This window comes from Hydrogenophaga sp. YM1 (assembly GCF_016903055.1).
Taxonomy (GTDB): Bacteria; Pseudomonadota; Gammaproteobacteria; order Burkholderiales; family Burkholderiaceae_C; genus Hydrogenophaga; species Hydrogenophaga borbori.
The window spans coordinates 4,122,342-4,141,618 of record NZ_CP070223.1 but is presented as its reverse complement, the minus strand read 5'-3'; the positions used below and the strand labels follow the sequence as shown (position 1 = coordinate 4,141,618).

At 70.8% G+C, this 19,277-nt stretch carries 19 protein-coding genes; 8 read left to right on the top strand and 11 right to left on the bottom strand.

Translation table 11 applies throughout. The features are described from left to right. Nucleotides 1-86 precede the first annotated feature (86 nt). Nucleotides 87-935: a formyltetrahydrofolate deformylase gene (purU, locus tag JNX00_RS19505; protein ID WP_070399430.1), complete on the bottom strand. Its 849-nt coding sequence runs from the start codon at nucleotides 933-935 to the stop codon at nucleotides 87-89. A 119-nt stretch (nucleotides 936-1,054) separates the two neighbouring features. Here purU and JNX00_RS19500 point away from each other — a divergent pair, with 119 nt between their 5' ends. Continuing rightward, nucleotides 1,055-2,398: an aminotransferase class III-fold pyridoxal phosphate-dependent enzyme gene (locus JNX00_RS19500; protein WP_070399431.1), complete on the top strand. Its 1,344-nt coding sequence runs from the start codon at nucleotides 1,055-1,057 to the stop codon at nucleotides 2,396-2,398. On the opposite strand, the gene JNX00_RS19495 is transcribed toward JNX00_RS19500, so the two are convergent. Continuing rightward, a complete protein-coding gene (locus JNX00_RS19495) occupies nucleotides 2,399-3,196 on the bottom strand; it encodes a ChaN family lipoprotein (RefSeq protein ID WP_204743332.1) in 798 nt (265 codons plus the stop codon). Nucleotides 3,197-3,250: 54 nt separating this feature from the next. Between JNX00_RS19495 and JNX00_RS19490 the strand changes: the two genes are divergently transcribed. Next, nucleotides 3,251-4,345: an AbrB family transcriptional regulator gene (locus JNX00_RS19490; protein WP_239478183.1), complete on the top strand. Its 1,095-nt coding sequence runs from the start codon at nucleotides 3,251-3,253 to the stop codon at nucleotides 4,343-4,345. Between the two features lie 39 nt (nucleotides 4,346-4,384). On the opposite strand, the gene JNX00_RS19485 is transcribed toward JNX00_RS19490, so the two are convergent. From JNX00_RS19485 to JNX00_RS19475, 3 genes are all read right to left on the bottom strand, one after another. Then, nucleotides 4,385-4,669 (bottom strand): DUF3567 domain-containing protein, encoded by a 285-nt coding sequence (locus JNX00_RS19485; protein ID WP_070399434.1) that lies wholly within the window; start codon nucleotides 4,667-4,669, stop codon nucleotides 4,385-4,387. Nucleotides 4,670-4,831: 162 nt separating this feature from the next. Beyond that, on the bottom strand, nucleotides 4,832-5,620 hold the full coding sequence (locus JNX00_RS19480; RefSeq protein ID WP_204743330.1) for a DUF3108 domain-containing protein: 789 nt from the start codon (nucleotides 5,618-5,620) through the stop codon (nucleotides 4,832-4,834). Next, nucleotides 5,617-6,501: an IclR family transcriptional regulator gene (locus tag JNX00_RS19475; protein ID WP_070399436.1), complete on the bottom strand. Its 885-nt coding sequence runs from the start codon at nucleotides 6,499-6,501 to the stop codon at nucleotides 5,617-5,619. Before JNX00_RS19475 ends, JNX00_RS19480 begins: the two co-directional genes overlap by 4 nt. Nucleotides 6,502-6,584: 83 nt before the next feature. Between JNX00_RS19475 and JNX00_RS19470 the strand changes: the two genes are divergently transcribed. Continuing rightward, on the top strand, nucleotides 6,585-7,598 hold the full coding sequence (locus tag JNX00_RS19470) for a fumarylacetoacetate hydrolase family protein (protein WP_070399437.1): 1,014 nt from the start codon (nucleotides 6,585-6,587) through the stop codon (nucleotides 7,596-7,598). Nucleotides 7,599-7,628: 30 nt separating this feature from the next. Here JNX00_RS19470 and JNX00_RS19465 read toward each other — a convergent pair whose 3' ends face one another. Continuing rightward, nucleotides 7,629-7,988 carry a TraR/DksA family transcriptional regulator gene (locus JNX00_RS19465; protein WP_070399553.1) on the bottom strand — a complete coding sequence of 120 codons (360 nt, stop codon included), beginning with the start codon at nucleotides 7,986-7,988 and terminating at the stop codon, nucleotides 7,629-7,631. A 109-nt stretch (nucleotides 7,989-8,097) separates the two neighbouring features. Here JNX00_RS19465 and JNX00_RS19460 point away from each other — a divergent pair, with 109 nt between their 5' ends. From JNX00_RS19460 to JNX00_RS19450, 3 genes are read left to right on the top strand one after another with little or no spacing between them, the layout of a single operon-like run. Next, entirely contained in the window at nucleotides 8,098-8,940 is an 843-nt protein-coding gene (locus JNX00_RS19460) for an enoyl-CoA hydratase/isomerase family protein (protein ID WP_175442845.1), read from the top strand. Nucleotides 8,941-8,969: 29 nt separating this feature from the next. After that, entirely contained in the window at nucleotides 8,970-9,788 is an 819-nt protein-coding gene (locus JNX00_RS19455; protein ID WP_204743328.1) for a PhaM family polyhydroxyalkanoate granule multifunctional regulatory protein, read from the top strand. Between the two features lie 31 nt (nucleotides 9,789-9,819). Then, on the top strand, nucleotides 9,820-11,112 hold the full coding sequence (locus JNX00_RS19450; RefSeq protein WP_204743326.1) for an FIST C-terminal domain-containing protein: 1,293 nt from the start codon (nucleotides 9,820-9,822) through the stop codon (nucleotides 11,110-11,112). A 13-nt stretch (nucleotides 11,113-11,125) separates the two neighbouring features. On the opposite strand, the gene JNX00_RS19445 is transcribed toward JNX00_RS19450, so the two are convergent. Beyond that, complete coding sequence (locus JNX00_RS19445) at nucleotides 11,126-11,776, bottom strand: ProQ/FINO family protein (protein ID WP_070399440.1); 651 nt, start codon at nucleotides 11,774-11,776, stop codon at nucleotides 11,126-11,128. A 53-nt stretch (nucleotides 11,777-11,829) separates the two neighbouring features. After that, nucleotides 11,830-12,561: a helix-turn-helix transcriptional regulator gene (locus tag JNX00_RS19440; protein ID WP_070399441.1), complete on the bottom strand. Its 732-nt coding sequence runs from the start codon at nucleotides 12,559-12,561 to the stop codon at nucleotides 11,830-11,832. Nucleotides 12,562-12,696: 135 nt separating this feature from the next. Between JNX00_RS19440 and JNX00_RS19435 the strand changes: the two genes are divergently transcribed. Beyond that, a complete protein-coding gene (locus tag JNX00_RS19435) occupies nucleotides 12,697-14,646 on the top strand; it encodes an MFS transporter (protein WP_204743324.1) in 1,950 nt (649 codons plus the stop codon). Nucleotides 14,647-14,649: 3 nt separating this feature from the next. Here the strand turns inward: JNX00_RS19435 and JNX00_RS19430 are convergent, their stop codons facing one another. Further along, nucleotides 14,650-17,001 carry a PAS domain S-box protein gene (locus JNX00_RS19430; protein ID WP_204743322.1) on the bottom strand — a complete coding sequence of 784 codons (2,352 nt, stop codon included), beginning with the start codon at nucleotides 16,999-17,001 and terminating at the stop codon, nucleotides 14,650-14,652. 116 nt (nucleotides 17,002-17,117) lie between these two features. Between JNX00_RS19430 and JNX00_RS19425 the strand changes: the two genes are divergently transcribed. Then, nucleotides 17,118-17,897, top strand: a complete 780-nt coding sequence (locus JNX00_RS19425) for a hypothetical protein (protein WP_139147058.1) — start codon at nucleotides 17,118-17,120, stop codon at nucleotides 17,895-17,897. An 80-nt stretch (nucleotides 17,898-17,977) separates the two neighbouring features. On the opposite strand, the gene JNX00_RS19420 is transcribed toward JNX00_RS19425, so the two are convergent. Both JNX00_RS19420 and JNX00_RS19415 read right to left on the bottom strand, forming a co-directional pair. Beyond that, nucleotides 17,978-18,397, bottom strand: a complete 420-nt coding sequence (locus tag JNX00_RS19420; RefSeq protein ID WP_204743320.1) for a hypothetical protein — start codon at nucleotides 18,395-18,397, stop codon at nucleotides 17,978-17,980. A 190-nt stretch (nucleotides 18,398-18,587) separates the two neighbouring features. Beyond that, nucleotides 18,588-19,247 carry a response regulator transcription factor gene (locus tag JNX00_RS19415; protein ID WP_070399446.1) on the bottom strand — a complete coding sequence of 220 codons (660 nt, stop codon included), beginning with the start codon at nucleotides 19,245-19,247 and terminating at the stop codon, nucleotides 18,588-18,590. Nucleotides 19,248-19,277 lie beyond the last annotated feature (30 nt).

Here is a 19,277-nt window from a genome sequence, read left to right as displayed (position 1 = left end):
CTGGCGCGGGTCGCTGCCCCCCGCGGGGGCTGGCCCGCCTTGGGGCGGCCCGGCGGCGGTCCGTTCGGCGTTGATGAGGTCTTGCATCACTTGAACACGACGGTCTTGTGCCCGTTGAGCAGCACGCGGTGCTCGCCGTGCCATTTCACGGCGCGCGCCAGCACCTGGCTTTCGGTGTCGCGGCCCAGGGCGGTGAGGTCTTCCACCGTGTCGGTGTGGTCCACGCGGGCCACGTCCTGTTCGATGATGGGGCCCTCGTCGAGGTCGGCCGTCACGTAGTGGGCGGTGGCGCCGATCAGCTTCACGCCGCGGTCGTGCGCCTGGTAGTAGGGCTTGGCGCCCTTGAAGCTGGGCAGGAAGCTGTGGTGGATGTTGATGGCGCGGCCCGAGAGCTCGCGGCACAGCTCGTTGGACAGGATCTGCATGTAGCGCGCCAGCACCACCAGCTCGGCCTGTTCGGCGCGGATGATCTCCAGCTGCTTCGCCTCGGCCTGGGCCTTGGTGGCGGCCGTCACCGGGATGTGGTGGAAGGGCACGTTGTAGCTGGCCGCCAGTTGGTAAAAGTCGCGGTGGTTGCTGACGATGGCGCGGATGTCCAGCGGCAGCAGGCCGCTCTTCCAGCGGAACAGCAGGTCGTTGAGGCAGTGGCCTTCGCGGCTCACGAAGAGCACGGTGCGCAGCGGTTGCGCCAGCGGGTGCAGGCCCCAGCGCATGCCGAAGGGTTCGGCGAAGGCGCCCAGGCGCTCGCGCAGCTCGGCCTGGCTCAGTTGCGCGCAAGCGAATTGCACGCGCATGAAGAACAGCCCGGTGTCGTGGTCGTTGTACTGGGCTGCCTCTTCGATGTTGCCACCGTGCTGGAACAGAAAGCCCGAGACGGCGTGCACGATGCCGGGGCGGTCCTGGCAGGACAGGGTGAGGACGTAGGTGTTTTCCATGGCGGCGCGATTGTCGCAGGGCGGCCGCCAGTGGGCCTGGCGCGGGGTCGGGCAGTGGCGCCCCCGGCGCGCGGGGGCGGTGCCAGAATGCCCGGATCACCGCTCGCAGGAGACGCCGCATGGCTTACAACGACTTCAACATGGACAACCAGTGGTTGCCCTTCACGCCCAACCGCAGCTTCGCCAAGGACCCGCGCATCTTCGTCGCCGCCGACGGCATGCACTTCACCACGCACGACGGCCGCCAGGTCATCGACGGCATTTCCAGCCTGTGGTGTGTGGGCGCGGGCCACAACCGCCAGCCCATCAACGAGGCCATCAAGCGGCAGCTGGACACGCTGGACTACGCCACCGCCTTCAGCGTGAGCAACGACAAGGCTTTCCGAGCCGCCGAGATGATCGCGGCCCTGGCGCCCGGCGACCTGAACAAGGTGCTGTTCTGCAACTCGGGCAGCGAAGCGGCCGACACCTCCATGAAGGTGGCCCTGGCCTACCACCGCGCGCGCGGCGAGGGCCAGCGCAACCTCTTCATCGGCCGCGAGCGCGGCTACCACGGCGTGGGCTTCGGCGGCATGTCGGTGGGGGGCATCCCGGCCAACCGCAAGGTCTACGGCACCAGCCTGCTGCCGCGCGTGGACCACCTGCGCTTCATCCACGACCCGGTGAAGCACGCCTTCGTGCAGCACCAGGAGCCGGTGTGGGAAGAGGACATCCTGCTGGAGCTGGAGAACCGCATCCTGCCGCTGCACGACCCGAGCAACGTGGCGGCGGTGATCGTGGAGCCGGTGGCCGGCAGCGCGGGCTGGTACGTGCCGCCCCAGGGCTACCTCAAGCGCCTGCGCGAGATCTGCGACAAACACGGCATCCTGCTGATCTTCGACGAGGTCATCACCGGCTTCGGCCGCCTGGGCACGGCCTTCGGCGCCGACTGGTACGGCGTGCAGCCCGACATGCTGAACTTCGCCAAATGCGTCACCAACGGCGTCATCCCCATGGGCGGCGTGGTCTGCAGCCAGCGCATCTACGACGCCATGATGGGCGCACACGGCAACGCGCCCGACCACGCCATCGAGTTCTTCCACGGCTACACCTACTCGGGCCACCCGGTGGCCTGCGCGGCGGCCATCGCCACGCTGGAGCTGATGCAGAAGGAGCAGCTGTTCGCGCGCGCCGGCCAGATGGGCCAGGTGCTGAGCGACGCCATGTTCAGCGCCATCAAGGGCCTGCCGCACGTCATCGGCATCCGCAGCCTGGGCCTGGCCTGCGCGGTGGAACTGGCGCCGCAGGCGGGCATGCCCGGCAAGCGCGCCTTCGACGTTTTCCTGGACTGCTTCCACCGCGGCGTGCTGGTGCGCAACGCGGGCGACAACCTGGTGTTCGCGCCGCCCTACATCGTGGAGCGCGAGCACATCGAGACCATGGTCTCGGTGCTGGCCGACGCGATCCAGCGCCTGAAGGACTGATCAGCGCTTGAAGCGCTCGCGCAGCCCGGCGCAGTGGTCGCGTTCGGGCAGCGCGGGCGTGGGCCAGACCACGTCACCCGGCGCGTCGGCGCCGGCCGCGCCCGCGCGCGCCACCACCACGCGGCGGGCCTGGCCGGCGGGCAGGTGCAGCGGCACCCCGATGTCCGTGCGCACATGGCCGTTGCCCGCGATCAGCAGCACCGTGCGGCCCGGCGCCAGGGCCTGGAGCGCGGTGTCCGCCAACGAACGGTCGCGCGCGAGCTGGATGCGCGTCATTGGCGCGATCTGGCTGTCGGGCAGCAGATCGCAGTGGCCTTCGCGCACGGCGGCGCGCTGGCGGTCCAGCACCGGGGCGTCCACCGACCGGTCCAGCGCGGTGTCGGCCATGGCCTCGCGCATCCGCGCGCGCGGCAGGTTGCCACCGAGCACGGGCACGCCCGCGCGCACGGCGGCCATCACCACCGGCCCGTAGACCGGCCAGGGCCAATTGGCCCCCTGGTCCCAGGCCAGGGCCTGGCGCACGGTCTCTTCGCTGGCGTCGCGCGGCAGCTGGCGCGTGTCGTGGCCGGCCTCGGCCATCTCCATCACCACGGCCGCGAGCTCGCCGCGCGTGGCCAGGGTCTGCACCAGTTCGCGCTGCAACTGCTGGTGCTCGGGCGCGTCGTGCTGCTCGCCCACCAGCAGCAGGGGCGTGGGCTGGGTGCGGGCGAGCAGGGCGGACAGGTCCCGAGGGGGTGTCTGGGCGCAGGCCGCGAGCCAGAGCACGGCCAGGCCAGTGGCGGCAAGGGAGGGCTTCATGCACCGATACTACGGGCCCCGATGGCGCCCTCCGCGCCGCCCGAGATTTCCCGAGTGCCTCTCCCTGTGTCGCGCTTCGGGCCGGCGTCCTGGACGCGCACGGCCCTGACCCTTTTGCTCGCCTACGCCGCCGCCCGCCTGTGCGTCTGGCTGGGCACGCCCATCCCCTGGATGATCGGACCGCTGCTGGCCAGCGCCCTGGTGTCGGTGCTGGGCGCGCCCACCGAAAGCTGGACACCGCTGCGCAACGCCGGGCAGTGGGTGATCGGCGCGGCCCTGGGCCTGTACTTCACCCCCGAGGTGGGCGCCCTGGTCGCCGGCTTGTGGTGGGCGATCGTCCTGGGCGTGGCCTGGGCGCTGCTGCTGGGCCTGGGCTTCGCGGCCTGGCTGCGGCGCCAGCACGCGGCGCGCCTGCGGCTGCCGCCCGCGCAGTTGATCGCCACCACCTATTTTTCGGGCGCCATCGGCGGCGCGTCCGAGATGACCCTGTTGGCCGAGCGCCAGGGCGCGCGCACCGACTTGGTGGCCGCCGCCCACACCCTGCGCGTGCTGCTTGTCACGGTCACCATTCCGTTCGCCCTGCAGGCCGCGGGCGTGCATGGGCTGGACACGCTGCCGCCCGCCATCCGCGAGGTGCACGCGGGTGGGCTGGCCCTGCTGGGGCTGCTCACGCTGGCCGGTGCCCTGGCCATGCAGCGACTGGGCCGCGCCAACCCCTGGTTCATGGGCGCGCTGGTGGTGACCATGGCGATCACGCTGGCGGGCGTGCAGCTCTCGGCCCTGCCGCTGGCCTTCACCAACGCGGCCCAGCTGTTCATCGGCGTGAGCCTGGGGGTGCGCTTCACGCCGGCCTTCGCGCACACGGCGCCGCGCTGGCTGGGTTCGGTGGCACTGGCCACTTTCGCCATGATGGCCCTGTGCGCCGGCTTCGGCTGGGTGGTGGCGCGGCTCACGGGTCTGCACCCGGTGACCATGCTGCTGGGCACCTCACCAGGGGGCATCGCCGAGATGGCCATCACCGCCAAGGTGCTGCAGCTGGGCGTGCCGGTGGTCACCGCCTTCCAGGTTTGCCGCCTGGTGGCGGTGCTGGTCCTGGCCGAGCCGGTGTACCGCTGGCGCTGCGCGCGGGCACAAAAAAGCCTGGCATAGCCAGGCTGGGCTGTGGGTTGTCGGGGCGCCCTGGTGCGCTCAGTGCATCACGACCGGGTTCTGGGCCAGCGAGGCGTAGCCCTCCAGCGTGTTCTCCACCTCTTCCTGCGAGGGGCTGTTGCGCTGCCATTCCACGATCTGGGCCTGGAACATCTCGGCCCAGGAGCCGTCGAGGTAGACCTCCTTGCCCGAGCGCTTGTCCACGATTTCAAAGCCATGGCGCGGGATCTGCGGCCCGGTGTCGGTGGGGGCCTCACCGTCGGCCGGCGCGTTGGCCAGGATGTGGACCACCGCGAACGCTTCCGAGTCGTACAGCATGTGCATGGACTTGATTTCCTTTCCGCCAATCGCTTTCGGCGCTGATGCCGTTATATCGGCAAATTGCATCCCCACTGGAGCAGGGGTATGCCCCAGTTGGGGACGCGACGGCGTTTTTCAATCGGCTTGTGGCGTTTGAGCCGAAACGGGTTCCGGGGTGCTCGGCGGCTAGGGCAAACGGGCGAGCCGTTGATCGGCCACATCGCCATTCGGCTGGGCGATGCGCAGGCGCACCGGCAGGTGGCCCAGGGAGGGCGCCAGCCAGACCTCGACCGTGCTGTCGTGCGGCTTGCGCGGGGTGCGTTTCAGCAGCCGGGCCTCGATGTTGCCGGCCGGCAGGCGCAGGGTCTCCAGAGCGCCCACCTCGAACTGCCAGATCTCGGCATCGCCCAGGCCGGCCACCTGGAAGCTCAGCACGTCGCCGGTCTGGCGCGGCTGGGCGCGCAGCAGGCCGGCGAGCTGCAGGAACAGGCTCAGGCGGTCCTGCGCGCCAGGCAGCCACTCGGCCTCGGGGGCGTTGTTGCTGAAGCGGATGCGCTTGGCCTCGGGCTCGAACTGCACGGCGCGCTCGCTGCTGCGCTTGTCGGCGAACCGCGTCGGCCGCAGGCCGTCGGGGCCCACGCTGCCCTGGCTGGTCTGCACGCGCTTGCCGAGCAGGGGCATGGCGAGCTCCAGGCGGGCCTCGTAGTTCGGGCCCTCGCGGCGCCAGGAGAGGCTGCCGGTGGCGCGGTAGTCGAAGCCCTTGGCCTGGCCGAACACCTCGTAACTCAGCTCACTCGCCGGGGGCGGGTCGCTGCGCGGGGCGGTGGAGCTGGCGGCGGGTGCCGGTGGCGCGGCGGCGAACGCGGTGCCGCCCCCCTGGGGGCCGAGCGCCGCGGCGAGGGCCGCCAGCACGCCGGCGCCCAGCCACAGCCAGGGGCGGGATCTCGGGCCCACGGGGGTCTTGAGTGGCTTCATGGCTCGTCGGACCGGGGCGCCGCTTCGCGGTGCCCGAGATCGGCGCTGAGCCGACGGGCGGCGTCGCGCAGCGCGGTCGCCGGGCCGCCGTCCCAGTCGGTGTCCAGGGTGGCCACCGAGCCCAGCACCACCATGGCCAGCACCATGCGGCCTTGCACGTCGAACACGGGGGCGCCAAAGCCGGCCACGCTGGCCTGCAGGCTGTGCACCACGCGCGCCACGCCGCGGCGGCGCACCTCGTCGAGCATTTCCTGCACCTCGGCCATGGAGGTGGGCAGGTCCAGCGGCAAGGGGCCGTTGCGCGGCAGCTTCTTCAGGCGCGCGAGTTCCTCGCGGATCATGGGGCCGACGCGCTGGGCGTCGTGGCCCTCGTCGCCCATGAAAGCGGCGAAGCAGCGGCCGGTGGCGGACGACAGCAGGGGCATCACGTCGCCCAGGCGCAGCGCCACGGGCACGGCCTGGGGCGCCTCGGTCCAGTGCACCATGGTGGGCCCCTGGTTGCCCCAGACGGCGATGGCCAGGGTGTGACCGGTGAGCGGCAGCAGGGCGTCGATGCGCTCGCGCGCCAGGCGCACGGCGTCGATGCGCGACAGGCTGGCCAGGCCCAGGCGCAACGCGGCCGGTCCCAGGTCGTAGCGGGTGCTGGCGCTGTCCTGCGTGACCAGGCCCAGGCGCTGGAAGCTCACCAGGTAGCGGTGGGCCTTGGCCGCGCTCATGCCGGCGGCGGCGGCCAGGTCGCGCAGCATCAGTGCGCCGCTGGCCCTCGACAGGGCGTTCAACAATTCAAAGCCGACCTCGACCGATTGGATGCCCGCGCGCTGGGGTTCGCTGTCGTCGCTCTCGTTGGCGGGGCTTTGGTCTAGAATCTCGCTCTTACGCATAGGTTAATCGATTTCACTACCCGTAATTATCGCCCCAAAGCCCCCGGGGCACCCATCCACTCAGAAGGCAGCAGGAGATACGCATGAAACTCGCCACCTACAAGGACGGCTCGCGCGACGGACAACTGGTGGTGGTCTCGCGTGACCTGAGCACGGCCCATTATGCGACCGGCATCGCGAACACCCTGCAGCAGGCCCTGGACGACTGGAACTTCATCAGCCCCCAGCTGCAGGACCTGTACGTGACCCTGAACCAGGGCAAGGCGCGCCACGCCTTCCCCTTCGACCCGGCCATGTGCATGGCGCCGCTGCCGCGCGCCTACCAGTGGGCCGACGGCTCGGCTTACCTGAACCACGTGGAGCTGGTGCGCGCCGCGCGCAACTCCGAGGTGCCGGCCAGCTTCTACGAAGACCCGCTGATGTACCAGGGCGGCAGCGACGACTTCATCGGCCCGATGGACGACGTGGTGGTGCCCAGCGAGGACTACGGCATCGACTTCGAGGCCGAGATCACCGTCATCACCGGCGACGTGCCCATGTGCGCGACGCCCGAGCAGGCGCTCGAGGGCATCCGCCTGGTGATGCTGGCCAACGACGTTTCATTGCGCAACCTGATTCCCGCCGAACTGGCCAAGGGCTTCGGCTTCTTCCAGAGCAAGCCCGCCACCGCCTTCAGCCCCGTGGCCGTGACGCCCGACGAGCTGGGCGACGCCTGGCAGGGCGGGCGCCTGCACCTCACGCTGCAGAGCACCTGGAACGGCCGCAAGGTCGGCATGTGCGAGGCCGGCCCCGAGATGACCTTCCACTTCGGCCAGCTCATCGCCCACATCGGCAAGACGCGCAACGTGCGCGCGGGTTCCATCGTGGGCAGCGGCACGGTGAGCAACAAGGGTGTGGAAGTCGACGGCCGCAAGGACTGGCCCAAGGGCTACAGCTGCATCGCCGAGAAGCGCGCGATCGAGACCATCCTCGACGGCAAGCCCTCCACCGCCTTCATGAAGTACGGCGACACCATCCGAATCGAGATGAAGGGCAAGGACGGCCAGTCCATCTTCGGCGCGATCGACCAGAAGATCGCGCCGCTGACCAAGGCCTGAACCCGGCCCCGGGGCGCGGACCGCGCCCGATCAGCGCTCGGCCCGCGCCTGGCAGTCCAGGCAGCGGTCGGCCGTGGGCTGCGCGTGCAGGCGCGCGGCGGGTATCTGCGCGCCGCAGTCCACGCACAGGCCATAGCTGCCGTCGGCGATGCGCGCGAGCGCGGCGTCGATGGCGGCCAGTTCGCCCGCTTCACGCTCACCCAGTACCGAGCCGAGGTCGAAGGCCGGGTCCGCGACGGCGTCGTTGTCGTCGGCCGCCTGGGCGCGCTTGTCGGCGGCCACTTCGGCGCGGCTGCGGGCACCGCCCCGCTGGGCGTACAGGCGCTCCAGCAGCGCCTGGCGCGCGGCACGCAACTGGATCTCGAAGGTGTCGGAAATGAACGTGCTCATGGGGGCCTCCTGCGTGGCTTCCATCTTGGGCCCGGCCGGCGCCGTGGCGCTTGATGCAGGTCAAGCACAATCGATCGGTCCAAGAGCAAACGACCATCAGGAGACCACCATGAGCCCGACCATCGACTACAGCCGCTACCAGACCCTGGAGATCAGCCGCCGTGGCCCGCTGGTGAACGGCACGCCCAGCGTGCTCGACATCCGCATGCGCGCCGATGGCCCCGGCGGCAACGGCAAGCTGCCCACCGCCGGCCACGAAGGCCACTGGGAGCTGAGCGAGATCTGGCGCGACGTGGGCCGCGACGACAGCGTGCGCGCCGCCGTGCTGCGCGGCAGCGGCATGGGCTTTTCCGGTGGCGGCGACCTGGCCCTGGTGCAGGACATGGCCACCGACTTCGAGGTGCGCTCGCGCGTCTGGAAGGAGGCGCGCGACCTGGTCTACAACGTCATCAACTGCGACAAGCCCATCGTCAGCGCCATGCACGGCCCGGCCGTGGGCGCGGGCCTGGTGGCCGGCCTGCTGGCCGACATCTCCATCGCCGCGCGCAGCGCCAAGATCGTCGACGGCCACACGCGCCTGGGCGTGGCGGCGGGCGACCACGCGGCCATCGTCTGGCCGCTGCTGTGCGGCATGGCCAAGGCCAAGTACTACCTCATGCTGTGTGACGCCGTGAGCGGCGAAGAGGCCGAGCGCATCGGCCTGGTCTCGCTGGTGGTGGACGACGACCAGCTGCTCGACAAGGCCTACGAGGTGGCCGACCGCCTGGCCGGCGGCAGCGCCAGCGCGATCCGCTGGACCAAGTACTCGCTCAACAACTGGCTGCGCCAGGCGGGCCCGAGTTTCGACACCTCGCTCGCGCTGGAATTCATGGGTTTTGCCGGGCCCGACGTGCGCGAAGGTGTGGCATCCTTGCGCGAGCGCCGCGCGCCGCGCTACGGCGTCGACGGCTGATCCCCGGTCCTTCCATCGAGGAGTTCGCCATGAGCGATGCGTCCGCCAGCGGCTTCGGCAAGTTCGTGCCGGGTTTCGATTTCCTGCAGAACCTGGCCACGCAGGCCGCCGGCGGCATCGCCCAGGGCATCGGGCAGAACATCCCGCAGCTGCCCAACCTCAGCCACTGGGTGGCGCCCACCTTCAACGTCGAGGAACTCGAGAAGCGCATCGAGGAGCTCAAGGCCGTGCACTATTGGCTGGACCAGAACGCCAAGGCCCTGGGCGCCACCATCCAGGCGCTGGAGGTGCAGAAAATGACCCTGTCCACGCTGAAGTCCATGAACTTCAGCATGGGCGACGTGGCCAACGCGCTCAAGCTGAAGACGGCCGAGGTCGCCGCCAAGGCCAACCCCTTCCCGGGCCTGGAGGTGCCGCCGCGCACCTACGGCACCGAAGTGGCCAAACCCGCGCCCGCGCGGCGCAAGCCGGCCGCGAAGAAAGTGGCGCCCAAGGCCGACAAGGCCGGAGTGGCCGCTCCGGCGGGCGGTGTGGTCGATCCGCTGCAGTGGTGGGGCGCCCTGTCCCAGCAGTTCCAGCAGATCGCCACCAACGCCCTGAAGGACGCGGCCAAGCAAGGCGCGCTGGACACCACGCGCCAGGTCGCCACCGACCTCACCGATGCCGCCGTGAAGACCGCCACCGGCCTGGCCGGCCAGGCCGCGCGCAGCGCCGCCGGCACGGTGGGCCGCGGCATGGGGGCGGCGGCGGGCGTGGGCCGCGCGGCGGCGCGTGCCGTCTCGTCCGGCGCCCCGGCGGCACCCGCCAAGAAGGCGGCGCCTCGAAAGACGCGCGACAAACGCGCTTGAACCCGCGGGCCCCGCGGGGCTCGAACACCGCATGAAACGTTTCCCCCAGGCGCACGCCACCCACCCGCAATGGCGCATGGCCGCCGCCATGGTGGTGGCGCAGCTGCGCGCGCAGATGGCCCTGCCCGACCACGCCAGCCAGCCCTCGCTGGGGCTGCTCTACATCACCGACCACTACGCCGGCGAGGCCGAGGCCCTGCTGGAGTGGATGAGCGCCGAACTGCCCGAGGTGACCGACTGGGCCGGCACCGTGGGCGTGGGCGTCTCGGCCAGCAACGTGGAGTACTTCGACGAGCCGGCGCTGTCGGTGATGCTGTGCGACCTGAGCCCCGACCAGTACCGCGTGTTCAGTGGCGTAGCGCCGCTGTCGGCCAGCGGGCGCGCGGACGGCGGCGAGGGCTTCGTCGCCCACACGGCCCTGGTGCACGCCGACGCCGGCACGCCCGAGGTGGGTGAGCTGATCGCCGAAATGGCCGAGCGAACCGGCAGCGGCTACCTGTTCGGCGGCCTGGCGGGCAGCCGCGGCCCCACCGTGCAGTTCGCGCTGGGCAGCGCGGGCACCCTCAGCGGTCACGGCGCGGCCAGCGGGGTGTTCCACGGTGGGCTCAGCGGCGTGGCCTTCGGGCGCGAGGTGGGCATCGTCTCGCGCGTCACGCAGGGCGCGCAGCCGATCGCGGCGACCCACGTGGTCACCGAATCCGACGCTCACCTGGTGACCCGCCTGGACGGCGAGCCCGCGCTGGATGTGCTGCTGCGCGAACTGGAGATCTCGCTCGACCACCCCGAGCACGCCATGCTGCGGCTGCGCCACACCCTGGTGGGCGTGACCCGCCCTGGCCCCGACGGCACCCCGGTGGCGACCAGCGAGGCCTCGCACCGGCGCGGCGCCTTCGGGCACGAGGTGATCGTGCGCCACATCATCGGCCTGGACCCGGTGCGCCGGGGCGTGGCCATCGCCGAGCTGGCGCCCGAGGGCTCGCGGCTGGCCTTCTGCGAGCGCCACGTGCAGGCGGCGCGCGCCGACCTCATGCGCGTGTGCGCCGAGGTGCGCGAGGAACTGGAGCCGGAGGAGCTGCTGTTCGGCGCCGGTGCGGCCGAGGTGGAGGCCGCGCCGCGGCCGGCGCGCGCCATCGCGGGCGCGGTGTACGTGAGCTGCGCGGGCCGCGGCGGGCCGCACTTCGGCGGGCCGAGCGCCGAGCTGCAGATCGTGCGCCACGCGCTGGGCGACGTGCCGCTGGTGGGCTTCTTCGCCGGTGGCGAGATCGCGCACCACCGGCTCTACGGCTACACCGGCGTGCTGACGGTCTTCGTGCGCGAGGGCTGAGCCGGCCGCGCCCTCAGCGGCGCTGGCGTGCGCGCTCCAGGGCGCGCTGCGCGTCGTCCGGCGTCATGCCATAGCCGTCGGCGAAGGCCGCCACGCTCAGGCCGCTCGATTCGAACGCCCGCAGCAGCGCGGCCTCGCGCGCGATGCGCGCGCTGGCCTCGTCCAGCGCCGCCTCGGTGGCCGCGTTGATCGCCTCGTCGCGCCCGCGCACCAGCGTGGCATAGGCCTCGCGGCCCAGGCCGCTGGCCTCGAAGGCGCGCGCGATGCGTTGGCGCAGCTGCGGCGCCAGGTCTTCGGGGCTGCGCGACTGGCGGCGGCGGTACACCTCCACGATGGCGTGGTGGCGCTGCTCGGGGGCGACCACCTCCACCGCCTGGCCTTGCAGGTCGCGGCGCGGCTGGCCCGAGCCCACGGCGTTGAGGTAGCGCGTGCTGCGCGTGTGCAGGCCCAGGGCGGCCTTCAGGGCCTCGGCCTCCAGCGCCTCGCCGTGCGCGGCGATCAGGTCTTCGAAGATGCCGCGCTTGAGCGGGCGCGGCTCGTCGCCGAACAGGGCGGGGTGCCACTCGGCGAGCTGCGCCAGCAGCGGGTGGCGCGGCGCGGACGGGGCCTTGGGCGTCTTGGGGCCCTGGCGCGGGCGCCGGGGCTGGGGTCGGGTCTCGTTCATGCAGGGGTCGGTTCGACAGGCAAGCCCGCGATCATGCCAGCGGCGCGGCCGGTTCAGCGGCGCAGGTGGGTGAAGGCCTCGAATTCCCAGCGGCGCATGGCCAACACCAGGGTGTAGCCCTCGCGGTCCTTCTCGGCCAGTTTCTGGTCGGTCTGGTGCTGCTGCGCGAAGTCCTGCGCCACGCGCTGCAGGCGCTCCAGGAACAGCGGCGCCAGCGTGCGGCTCACCGAGCCGTGCACCAGCATCAGGCCCTCGCCGGGGCCGTCGAAGCCGCCCGCGAAGTAGTCAAGCAAGGCGTGTTCGCGGAAGAAGTTCATCACCGCGCCGTGCGGCCGCCAGCGGAAGGTCTTGGCCAGCTTGAGGCGGTAGCGGTTGAGCGGGCGCAGCTCGATGATGCCGATGCGGTCGAGCTGGGCCAGGGACTTCACGCAGTCGGCCTCGCTGAGCCGGTAGGTGCCGGTGATCTGCTCCACCGTCCATTGGCTCAGCACGCAGATGGCCACCAGCAGCAGCTTCTTGTCGGCCACCACGGCCCGCTCCTGCGCGGGCGTGAGCTCGGTCACCAGCGGCTGCGCGTCGGCGACGCGGCGCGCGAGTTCCGCGAAGTCGAGCTTGAGCGCGTGGCAGATGGCGTCGATGCGCGAGAGCGACATGTCGCCCTTGGCCAGCATGCGCTTGACGCTGGACTCGGCCATGCCCATGGCGATCGCCAGGTCGGCGTAGGTCATGCGCGCGGATTTGAGTTCCCGCTTGAGGGCGGTGACGAGGTCGGCGGTGGTGCTCATGGGTGGTCAGAGTATCGAAATTCGGTACCCTGGATGGTGCCAGTCGATCCCGTATCGAAATTCGCGCGGTGGACGGTGGGGGCGGGCAGAATCCGCCGCGCGCCTTCCCGGCGCCCACCCAGAGGAGGAGACGCCATGACCACCGCCACGCTGTCCCCGGACACCGGCGCCGTGCCCCAGGCCCCGGGCCACAACCAGTTTGCCCTGCTCAAGCAGCGCCGCTTCGCGCCCTTCTTCTGGACGCAGTTCCTCGGCGCCGCGAACGACAACCTCTTCAAGTTCGCGTTCACGGTGCTGGTCACCTACCAGCTGCAGATCGGCTGGCTGCCCGCCAGCCTGGCAGGCCTGGTGATCGGCGCGCTCTTCATCCTGCCCTTCCTGCTGTTCTCGGCCACCAGCGGCCAGCTCGCCGACAAGCTGGACAAGCGCTCGCTCATGGTCTTCGTCAAGCGGTTGGAGATCGGCATCATGGCGCTGGCCGCCTGGGGCTTCTTCGGCCAGCACGTCGCCGTGCTGCTGGCCTGCACCTTTCTCATGGGCCTGCACTCCACCCTGTTCGGCCCGGTGAAGTTCGCCTACCTGCCGCAGCACCTGGGCGAGCGCGAGCTCACCGGCGGCAACGGCATGGTGGAGATGGGCACCTTCGTCGCCATCCTGCTCGGCAACGTGGCGGGCGGCCTGATCATCGCCGTGCCCGAGATCGGCGCGCACCACGTGGGCTTCGCCTGCGTGGGCCTGGCGCTGCTGGGGCGCTTCGCCTCGCACCATGTGCCGCCCACGCCGGCCACCGATCCTGCGTTGGTCATCAACTGGAACCCGGTGAGCGAGACCTGGCGCAACCTCAAGCTGGCCCATGGCAACACGGTGGTGTTCCGCTCGGTGCTGGGCATCAGCTGGATGTGGTTCTTCGGCGCCGTCTTCCTCAGCCTGTTCCCCGCCTTCGCGCGCGACGTGCTGCACGGCAACGAGCAGGTGGCCTCGCTGCTGCTGGTGGTGTTCTCGGTCGGCATTGGCGTTGGCTCGCTGCTGTGTGAGGTGCTGTCGCGCCGGCACGTGGAGATCGGCCTGGTGCCACTGGGCGCCATCGGCATGAGCGTGTTCGCCATCGACCTGTACTTCGCCACGCGCGGCCTGCCGCCGGCCGGGGTGATGGCGCTGGGGGCCTTCCTGTCGCAGCCGGCGCACGCGCGCGTGCTGATCGACCTGGCGCTGCTGAGCCTGTTCGCCGGCCTGTACAGCGTGCCCATGTACGCGCTGATCCAGATGCGCAGCCGGCCCACGCACCGCGCGCGCATCATCGCCGCCAACAACATCCTCAATGCGCTGTTCATGATCGCCAGCGCGCTGGTGGCCGGCGCGCTGCTGCAGATGGGGTTCACCATCCCGCAGATGTTCCTGGTGGTGGGTCTGGCGAACGCCGTGGTGGCGTTCTACATCTTCATGCTGGTGCCCGAGTACCTGCTGCGTTTCGTGGCCTGGGTGGCCTCGCGCCTGGTCTACCGCTTCCAGGTGAGTGGCGACGAGAGCATCCCCACCGAAGGCGCGGCGGTGCTGGTGTGCAACCACGTGAGCTTCGTCGACGCGGTGCTGATCATGGCCGCCAGTCCGCGCCCGATCCGCTTCCTCATGGACCACCGCATCTTCCGCCAGCCGCTGCTGGGCGGGCTGTTCCGCCTGGCCAAGGCGATCCCCGTCGCGCCGCAGAGCGAGGACCCCGGTGCCTACGACGCCGCGTTCGAGCGCGCCGCCCAGGCGCTGCGCGAGGGCGAACTGGTGGCGATCTTCCCCGAGGGCGGCATCACGCGCGACGGTCAGCTGCAGGCTTTCCGGGGCGGCGTGATCAAGATCCTGGAGCGCGCCCGCGCGGACGGCCTGGAGGTGCCCGTGATCCCCATGGGCCTGACCAACCTGTGGGGGTCGTTCTTCAGCCGCATCGAGGAGCGCCAGGGCGCGCGCGTGGCCATGGTGCGGCCGTTCCGCCGCGGCCTGTTCAACCGGGTGGGCCTGAACGTGGGCGCGCCGCTGGCCGCGCCGGGCCTCACGCCCGACGGGCTGCGCGAGCGGGTGGCGGCGCTGCTCGCCTGAGGCTCAGGCCTCCAGCGCGGCGAGCAGGGCGTCGGGCTCGACGGGTTTGTGCAGGAGTGGGAAGCCGAGTTCGGAGGCTTCCTGGATGCGCTGGGGGGAGGTGTCGCCGGTGAGGATGTAGGTGGGCACGGGGGCGGGCAGGCAGGCGTGCACGGCGGCGATGGCCTGCACGGCGGTCATGTTGCCGCCGAGGCGGTAGTCGGAGAGCAGCAGGTCGATCTCGTGGGCGTGAGCGATGGCCAGCACGACGGCCTCGTCGGCGGAGTTGGCGCACCAGACCTGGTGGCCCCAGACCTGCAGCAGCTGCTGCATGCCCATGAGGACCTGCTCCTCGTCGTCGATGACGAGCACGCGGCGCGCGCCCGGGGCTGGCGCGGCGGCGGGCCGCCCGCTGCGCTGGGTGGGCTCGGGGGGGGAGGGTGCGTGGGCGTGCGTAGGTGTGTGTACGGGTGCGGGTGCGTTGGCGTTGGCGTTGGCGTTGGCGTTGGCGTTGGCGTTGGCGTGCGTGTGCGTGTGCGTGTGCGTGTGCGTGTGCGTCGGTGCGCGTGGCACGCTGATGCAAAAGAGCGAGCCGCGCCCGGGGGTGGAGCACACGCGCAGCGGCGCGTCGATGAGGCGGGCCGATCGTTTGACGATGGACAGGCCCAGCCCAAGGCCATGGGACTGGCTGCGCCGCGAGTGGGCGGCATCGATTTGGTAGAACTCCTCGAAGATGGCCTCCAGCTGCTCGGGGGCGATGCCGATGCCCTGGTCCCAGACCTGAATCTCCAGGCGATCGCCGCGCGATCGGGCGCCCAGCAGGATGCGCCCGCGCTGGGAGTAGCGGATGGCGTTGGCCATGAGGTTGGAGAGGATGCGGCGCAACACGGTGGCGTCGGTGCGCACCCAGGCCGAGGAGCTGGCCACATGCAGGCGCAGGCCCTTTTCGTGGGCGAGCTCGGCGAACTCCTGGTCGAGTTCGGCGAAGAGCTGGGCCAGGGGCAGGGCGGCGAGCTCGACCTGCACGGCGTTGGCGTCGAGACGGGAGACGTCGAGCAGCATGTTGAGCAGCTGGCCCAGGCCGTCCAGGGAGGACTGCATGCGCCGGCAGATCTGGGTGAGCTCGGAGCTGGGCACGCAGGGGGAGCGGGCCATGGCGCGCAGGGCGGTGAGGAACAGGCCCAGGGCGTGGATGGGCTGGCGCAGGTCGTGGCTGGCGGCGGCCAGGAAGACGGACTTGGCGCGGTCGGCGGCCTCGGCGCGGTCCTTCTGCGAGCGCAGATCCTCGATGAGGGTGTGGATGCGCGCCTGCGCCTGGCGCCGGTCGCGGATGTCGCGGATGACCGTCATGCGCAGCCGCTCGCCCTTGATTTCCATGGTGCGGCCGATCAGCTCGACCGGGATCGTCTCGCCGTTCGCGTGGTGGATCTCCGACTCGAAGTAGGCGTCCGCCCCGCTGCCGATGGCCACGCGCGAGCGGTCCCGGTGGCGCCTTGGGGTCATCGACACCACCGTGCGCCCGACAAGTTCGGCGTGGGGGTGGCCCGAGAGCTGGCAGGCGGCCGGGTTGGCGTCGGTGATGGTGCCGTCGCGATGGAACAGCACCCCCTCCGCGCTGACCTCGAGGAAGCGCGACAGCCGTTCGCGCGAGGCGCGCAGGGCCCTCTCGGCGCGGTGGCGTTCGGTCACGTCGGTCATCAGCACGAAGGTGCCGCGCAGACGGCCATCGGGCGAGCGGTCGGCGGAGAGGGAGACCTCCAGGACCTCTTCCTCGTCCGCGCGGCGGCGCCGGTGCAGGAAGGTCAGGTCCTGGCCGCTGCGGGCGTACGGCCTGCCCGCCCTGCGCAGCTGAAGGCGTTCGTCGGGCGTGAGCAGGTCGGCCACGGTGCGGCCCAGGATCGAGGTGTCGTCGTGGCCCATCGCGCGCGCGAACCGGTTGTTCGCGAACAGGCAGCGCACCTTGGGCGGGGCGCTGAAGTACGCGAGCTGCATGGGCAGTTGCTCGAACAGTCGGCGGATCCAGCCAGTGAGCGCGTCGTGCGCCTGCCGCTCCACTTCCTGGTCCGTGACCTCGACCAGGTAGCAGCCGTGCGCGCGCTGCACCGGGTCCCACCATCCCGCGCAGCGGTAGTGGGCAACGCCCCGTGCGGGGTGCCACAAGCGCAGGGTCAGGGTGAAGTCGCGCGCGCGTGGCAGGGCCTGCAGCAGGTGCAGCCGGCTGTCGCGATCGAGGCCGTTGCGCCAGTCGCCGCCCCAGGGCGCTTCTTGCATGCACGCCTGCCAGCCGGGCGACGCCGCCAGCACCTCGCCCACCGCCGACAGCAGCGCGCCGATACCGGGCACCAAAGCCCAGGCGGCGGCGCTGTCGGGTGGCATGGGGATGGCAACAGGCGGCAAGGTGCTGAAGCCGGTCAATATAGTTCCCGCGCATTATTGAATCGGGCTGCTCGCGCGCCAAGACTCAAGGGGTCTGATCTGCAAGGAGGATGAGCGTGCACGCAGCCGGTTCCAACCCGCGTTTTTCCCCACCGTCCGGCACGCCACCGCGGGTGGCCGTCTCGCCAGGCGCGCTGCCGGTCGGTGCGGTCCTGAGCCACGTGGCCCGCATGGCCATGGATGCGGCCGACGCCCGCCAGCGCACGGTCGCGGCGGTCGACGCCTGCGCCCGCTTGATCGCCGCGCGCCAGCGCCTGACCCTGGCGCTTGACGGCCAGCAACGCATCGAACAACTCATGCAATTGGCCGATGGACGCGAGCGGGCGCGCCGCCTGCGGCCGGATGAGCGCGAGGCCCTCCAACCGCACCTTGAGGCGGTGTGGGCCCGGGCGGCTCAGGCCTTGAGCGAATGGCGCGACGCGGGCCAGCATTTCACCGGCGTGACCCATCTGTTGCCCACCCAGTTGTCGCACGCGGTGGCGCAGGCCCCCGCGCTGACCGTGCAGGCCTGGCAGGCGCTCATGCAGGCCCAGGTGCGCGAGGCGGGGGGCGGACCTTCCGACGAGGTCGACGTGGCCTTGTGCCGGTACATGGCCGCGCACCGGCGCTGCGAAGAGGCCCAGGCACGGGCCAGCGCCGCGCGCGCGGCGCGCGGCCAGGCCGAATCCGGTTGGCGCATGGGTCGAGGCAGCCTGTCGGGCCTGGCCGGCGCCTGCCTGGCCGAAATGGCGAGCGTGGACACCTGGCTCGCGGCCGAGGCGCGGCGGGCCGCTGCGCGTGGCGCCTTGTGCGCGCTGGCGGGCGGCCTGGTGTGGCAGCTGCCGCTCGAGCGCTGAGGAAAAAGTGGGGTGGGGCATAAAAAAAGCCGTTCACGCCCGAAGGCATGAACGGCTCGGTGCATGGGCCGCCGGCCGAATCAATGCACCGCGGTGGCAAACCCTTCAACCGTCGCGGGCGTGCGGAACCACAGGCCCGCGAAGCCGCTGTAGCGCGTCAGGTTGCTGAGCCGGATGCGCTTGTCGATCTTTTTCTCGAAGTACGGCAGGCGGTTCAGCATCTGGATCACGTTCGGCTCCCAGCGCAGCACCTTGATGAAGGCGGCATAGATCTCCATGCCCGCGGGGCTGAAGCCCACGGGGCGCACGCTGACCCGCACGAGCTCGGGTGTCAGACCCAGGACCTGGAAGCACTCGTTGATGAGGGTCTCATAGTCGGCGGCGATGGTGGTGGGCATGATTGCCGAGTCGATGTCCGAGTCCATCTGCTCGTCGCTCATACGGGTCGTGCTCCGGATGCCGAGTCGCTGCATCACGCCGTTGGCCAGTACTTGTCTCATGGTTCCACCTCGTTGGTGAGTGAGCGTTCGTGCGCTGGTCGGAGGGAGGCTGCACGCACGTTCAACATGGACTTCAGTATCCGGACGCGGGGCGTCTGTCTCAATAATGCGCGAGCACTATTTTGATTTTTCGCTCGTGAACACGGGTCCCGACGACCCGGTTTCCCTCTGAGAACGAGGGCGCGAATGCTCAGAGGTTGGAGCCGACGTCGGGGGCTTCCATGAGCCCCGACTGCATCGCGTAGGCCGCGATCTCGGCGCCGTTGTGCAGGCCCAGCTTGAGCATCACGTTCTGCCGGTGCTTGCGCGCCGTGAGCACGCTGATGTGCAGCGCGTCGGCGATTTCCTGGTTGGTGCCGCCGCGCGCGATCATGCGCACGATCTGCTGCTCGCGCTGCGTGAGTGTCTGCGGCAGGCCCTGAGCGTTGGGCCGCTTGTTGGCGGAGCTGTCCAGACCCTTCGCCACCTGAGGGCTGATGTAGCGCCGACCCTCCATGACGGCGCGGATCGCGTCGAGCAGTTCGGCGCCCTGCTCGTGCTTCAGCACGAAGCCGTTGACCCCGGCACCGAAGGCATTGGCCACCGACCCCGGGTAGACGTTGCCCGTGACGACCAGGATGCGCAGGTTGGGGGCCACGCGCCGCACGCGCCGTGCCACCTCGACGCCCGAACTGTCCGACAGGGCCAGGTCGAGCAGCAGCAGGTCGGGCTTGTGGAACTGCACCAGCAGTTCGACATCGCTGCCCTTGGCCGTTTCGGCCACCAGATCAAAGTCGCCAGCGGACTGCAGCAGCATGCCGATGCCTTGGCGAACGAGTGCGTGGTCTTCAGCAACAACAACCCGGACCATGAGAACCTCTTGAGATGAACAGTTAAAACC

Bases quoted from the DNA above. Each gene is read 5' to 3' on its own strand.
- JNX00_RS19485 (WP_070399434.1), bottom strand. From the start codon at position 4,669: ATGCACATGCTGTACGACTCGGAAGCGTTCGCGGTGGTCCACATCCTG.
- JNX00_RS19435 (WP_204743324.1), top strand. From the start codon at position 12,697: ATGACCACCGCCACGCTGTCCCCGGACACCGGCGCCGTGCCCCAGGCC.
- JNX00_RS19415 (WP_070399446.1), bottom strand. From the start codon at position 19,247: ATGGTCCGGGTTGTTGTTGCTGAAGACCACGCACTCGTTCGCCAAGGC.
- JNX00_RS19455 (WP_204743328.1), top strand. From the start codon at position 8,970: ATGAGCGATGCGTCCGCCAGCGGCTTCGGCAAGTTCGTGCCGGGTTTC.
- JNX00_RS19460 (WP_175442845.1), top strand. From the start codon at position 8,098: ATGAGCCCGACCATCGACTACAGCCGCTACCAGACCCTGGAGATCAGC.
- JNX00_RS19465 (WP_070399553.1), bottom strand. From the start codon at position 7,988: ATGAGCACGTTCATTTCCGACACCTTCGAGATCCAGTTGCGTGCCGCG.
- JNX00_RS19420 (WP_204743320.1), bottom strand. From the start codon at position 18,397: ATGAGACAAGTACTGGCCAACGGCGTGATGCAGCGACTCGGCATCCGG.
- JNX00_RS19470 (WP_070399437.1), top strand. From the start codon at position 6,585: ATGAAACTCGCCACCTACAAGGACGGCTCGCGCGACGGACAACTGGTG.
- JNX00_RS19480 (WP_204743330.1), bottom strand. From the start codon at position 5,620: ATGAAGCCACTCAAGACCCCCGTGGGCCCGAGATCCCGCCCCTGGCTG.
- JNX00_RS19500 (WP_070399431.1), top strand. From the start codon at position 1,055: ATGGCTTACAACGACTTCAACATGGACAACCAGTGGTTGCCCTTCACG.
- JNX00_RS19450 (WP_204743326.1), top strand. From the start codon at position 9,820: ATGAAACGTTTCCCCCAGGCGCACGCCACCCACCCGCAATGGCGCATG.
- JNX00_RS19475 (WP_070399436.1), bottom strand. From the start codon at position 6,501: ATGCGTAAGAGCGAGATTCTAGACCAAAGCCCCGCCAACGAGAGCGAC.
- JNX00_RS19445 (WP_070399440.1), bottom strand. From the start codon at position 11,776: ATGAACGAGACCCGACCCCAGCCCCGGCGCCCGCGCCAGGGCCCCAAG.
- purU (WP_070399430.1), bottom strand. From the start codon at position 935: ATGGAAAACACCTACGTCCTCACCCTGTCCTGCCAGGACCGCCCCGGC.
- JNX00_RS19440 (WP_070399441.1), bottom strand. From the start codon at position 12,561: ATGAGCACCACCGCCGACCTCGTCACCGCCCTCAAGCGGGAACTCAAA.
- JNX00_RS19495 (WP_204743332.1), bottom strand. From the start codon at position 3,196: ATGAAGCCCTCCCTTGCCGCCACTGGCCTGGCCGTGCTCTGGCTCGCG.
- JNX00_RS19430 (WP_204743322.1), bottom strand. From the start codon at position 17,001: ATGCCACCCGACAGCGCCGCCGCCTGGGCTTTGGTGCCCGGTATCGGC.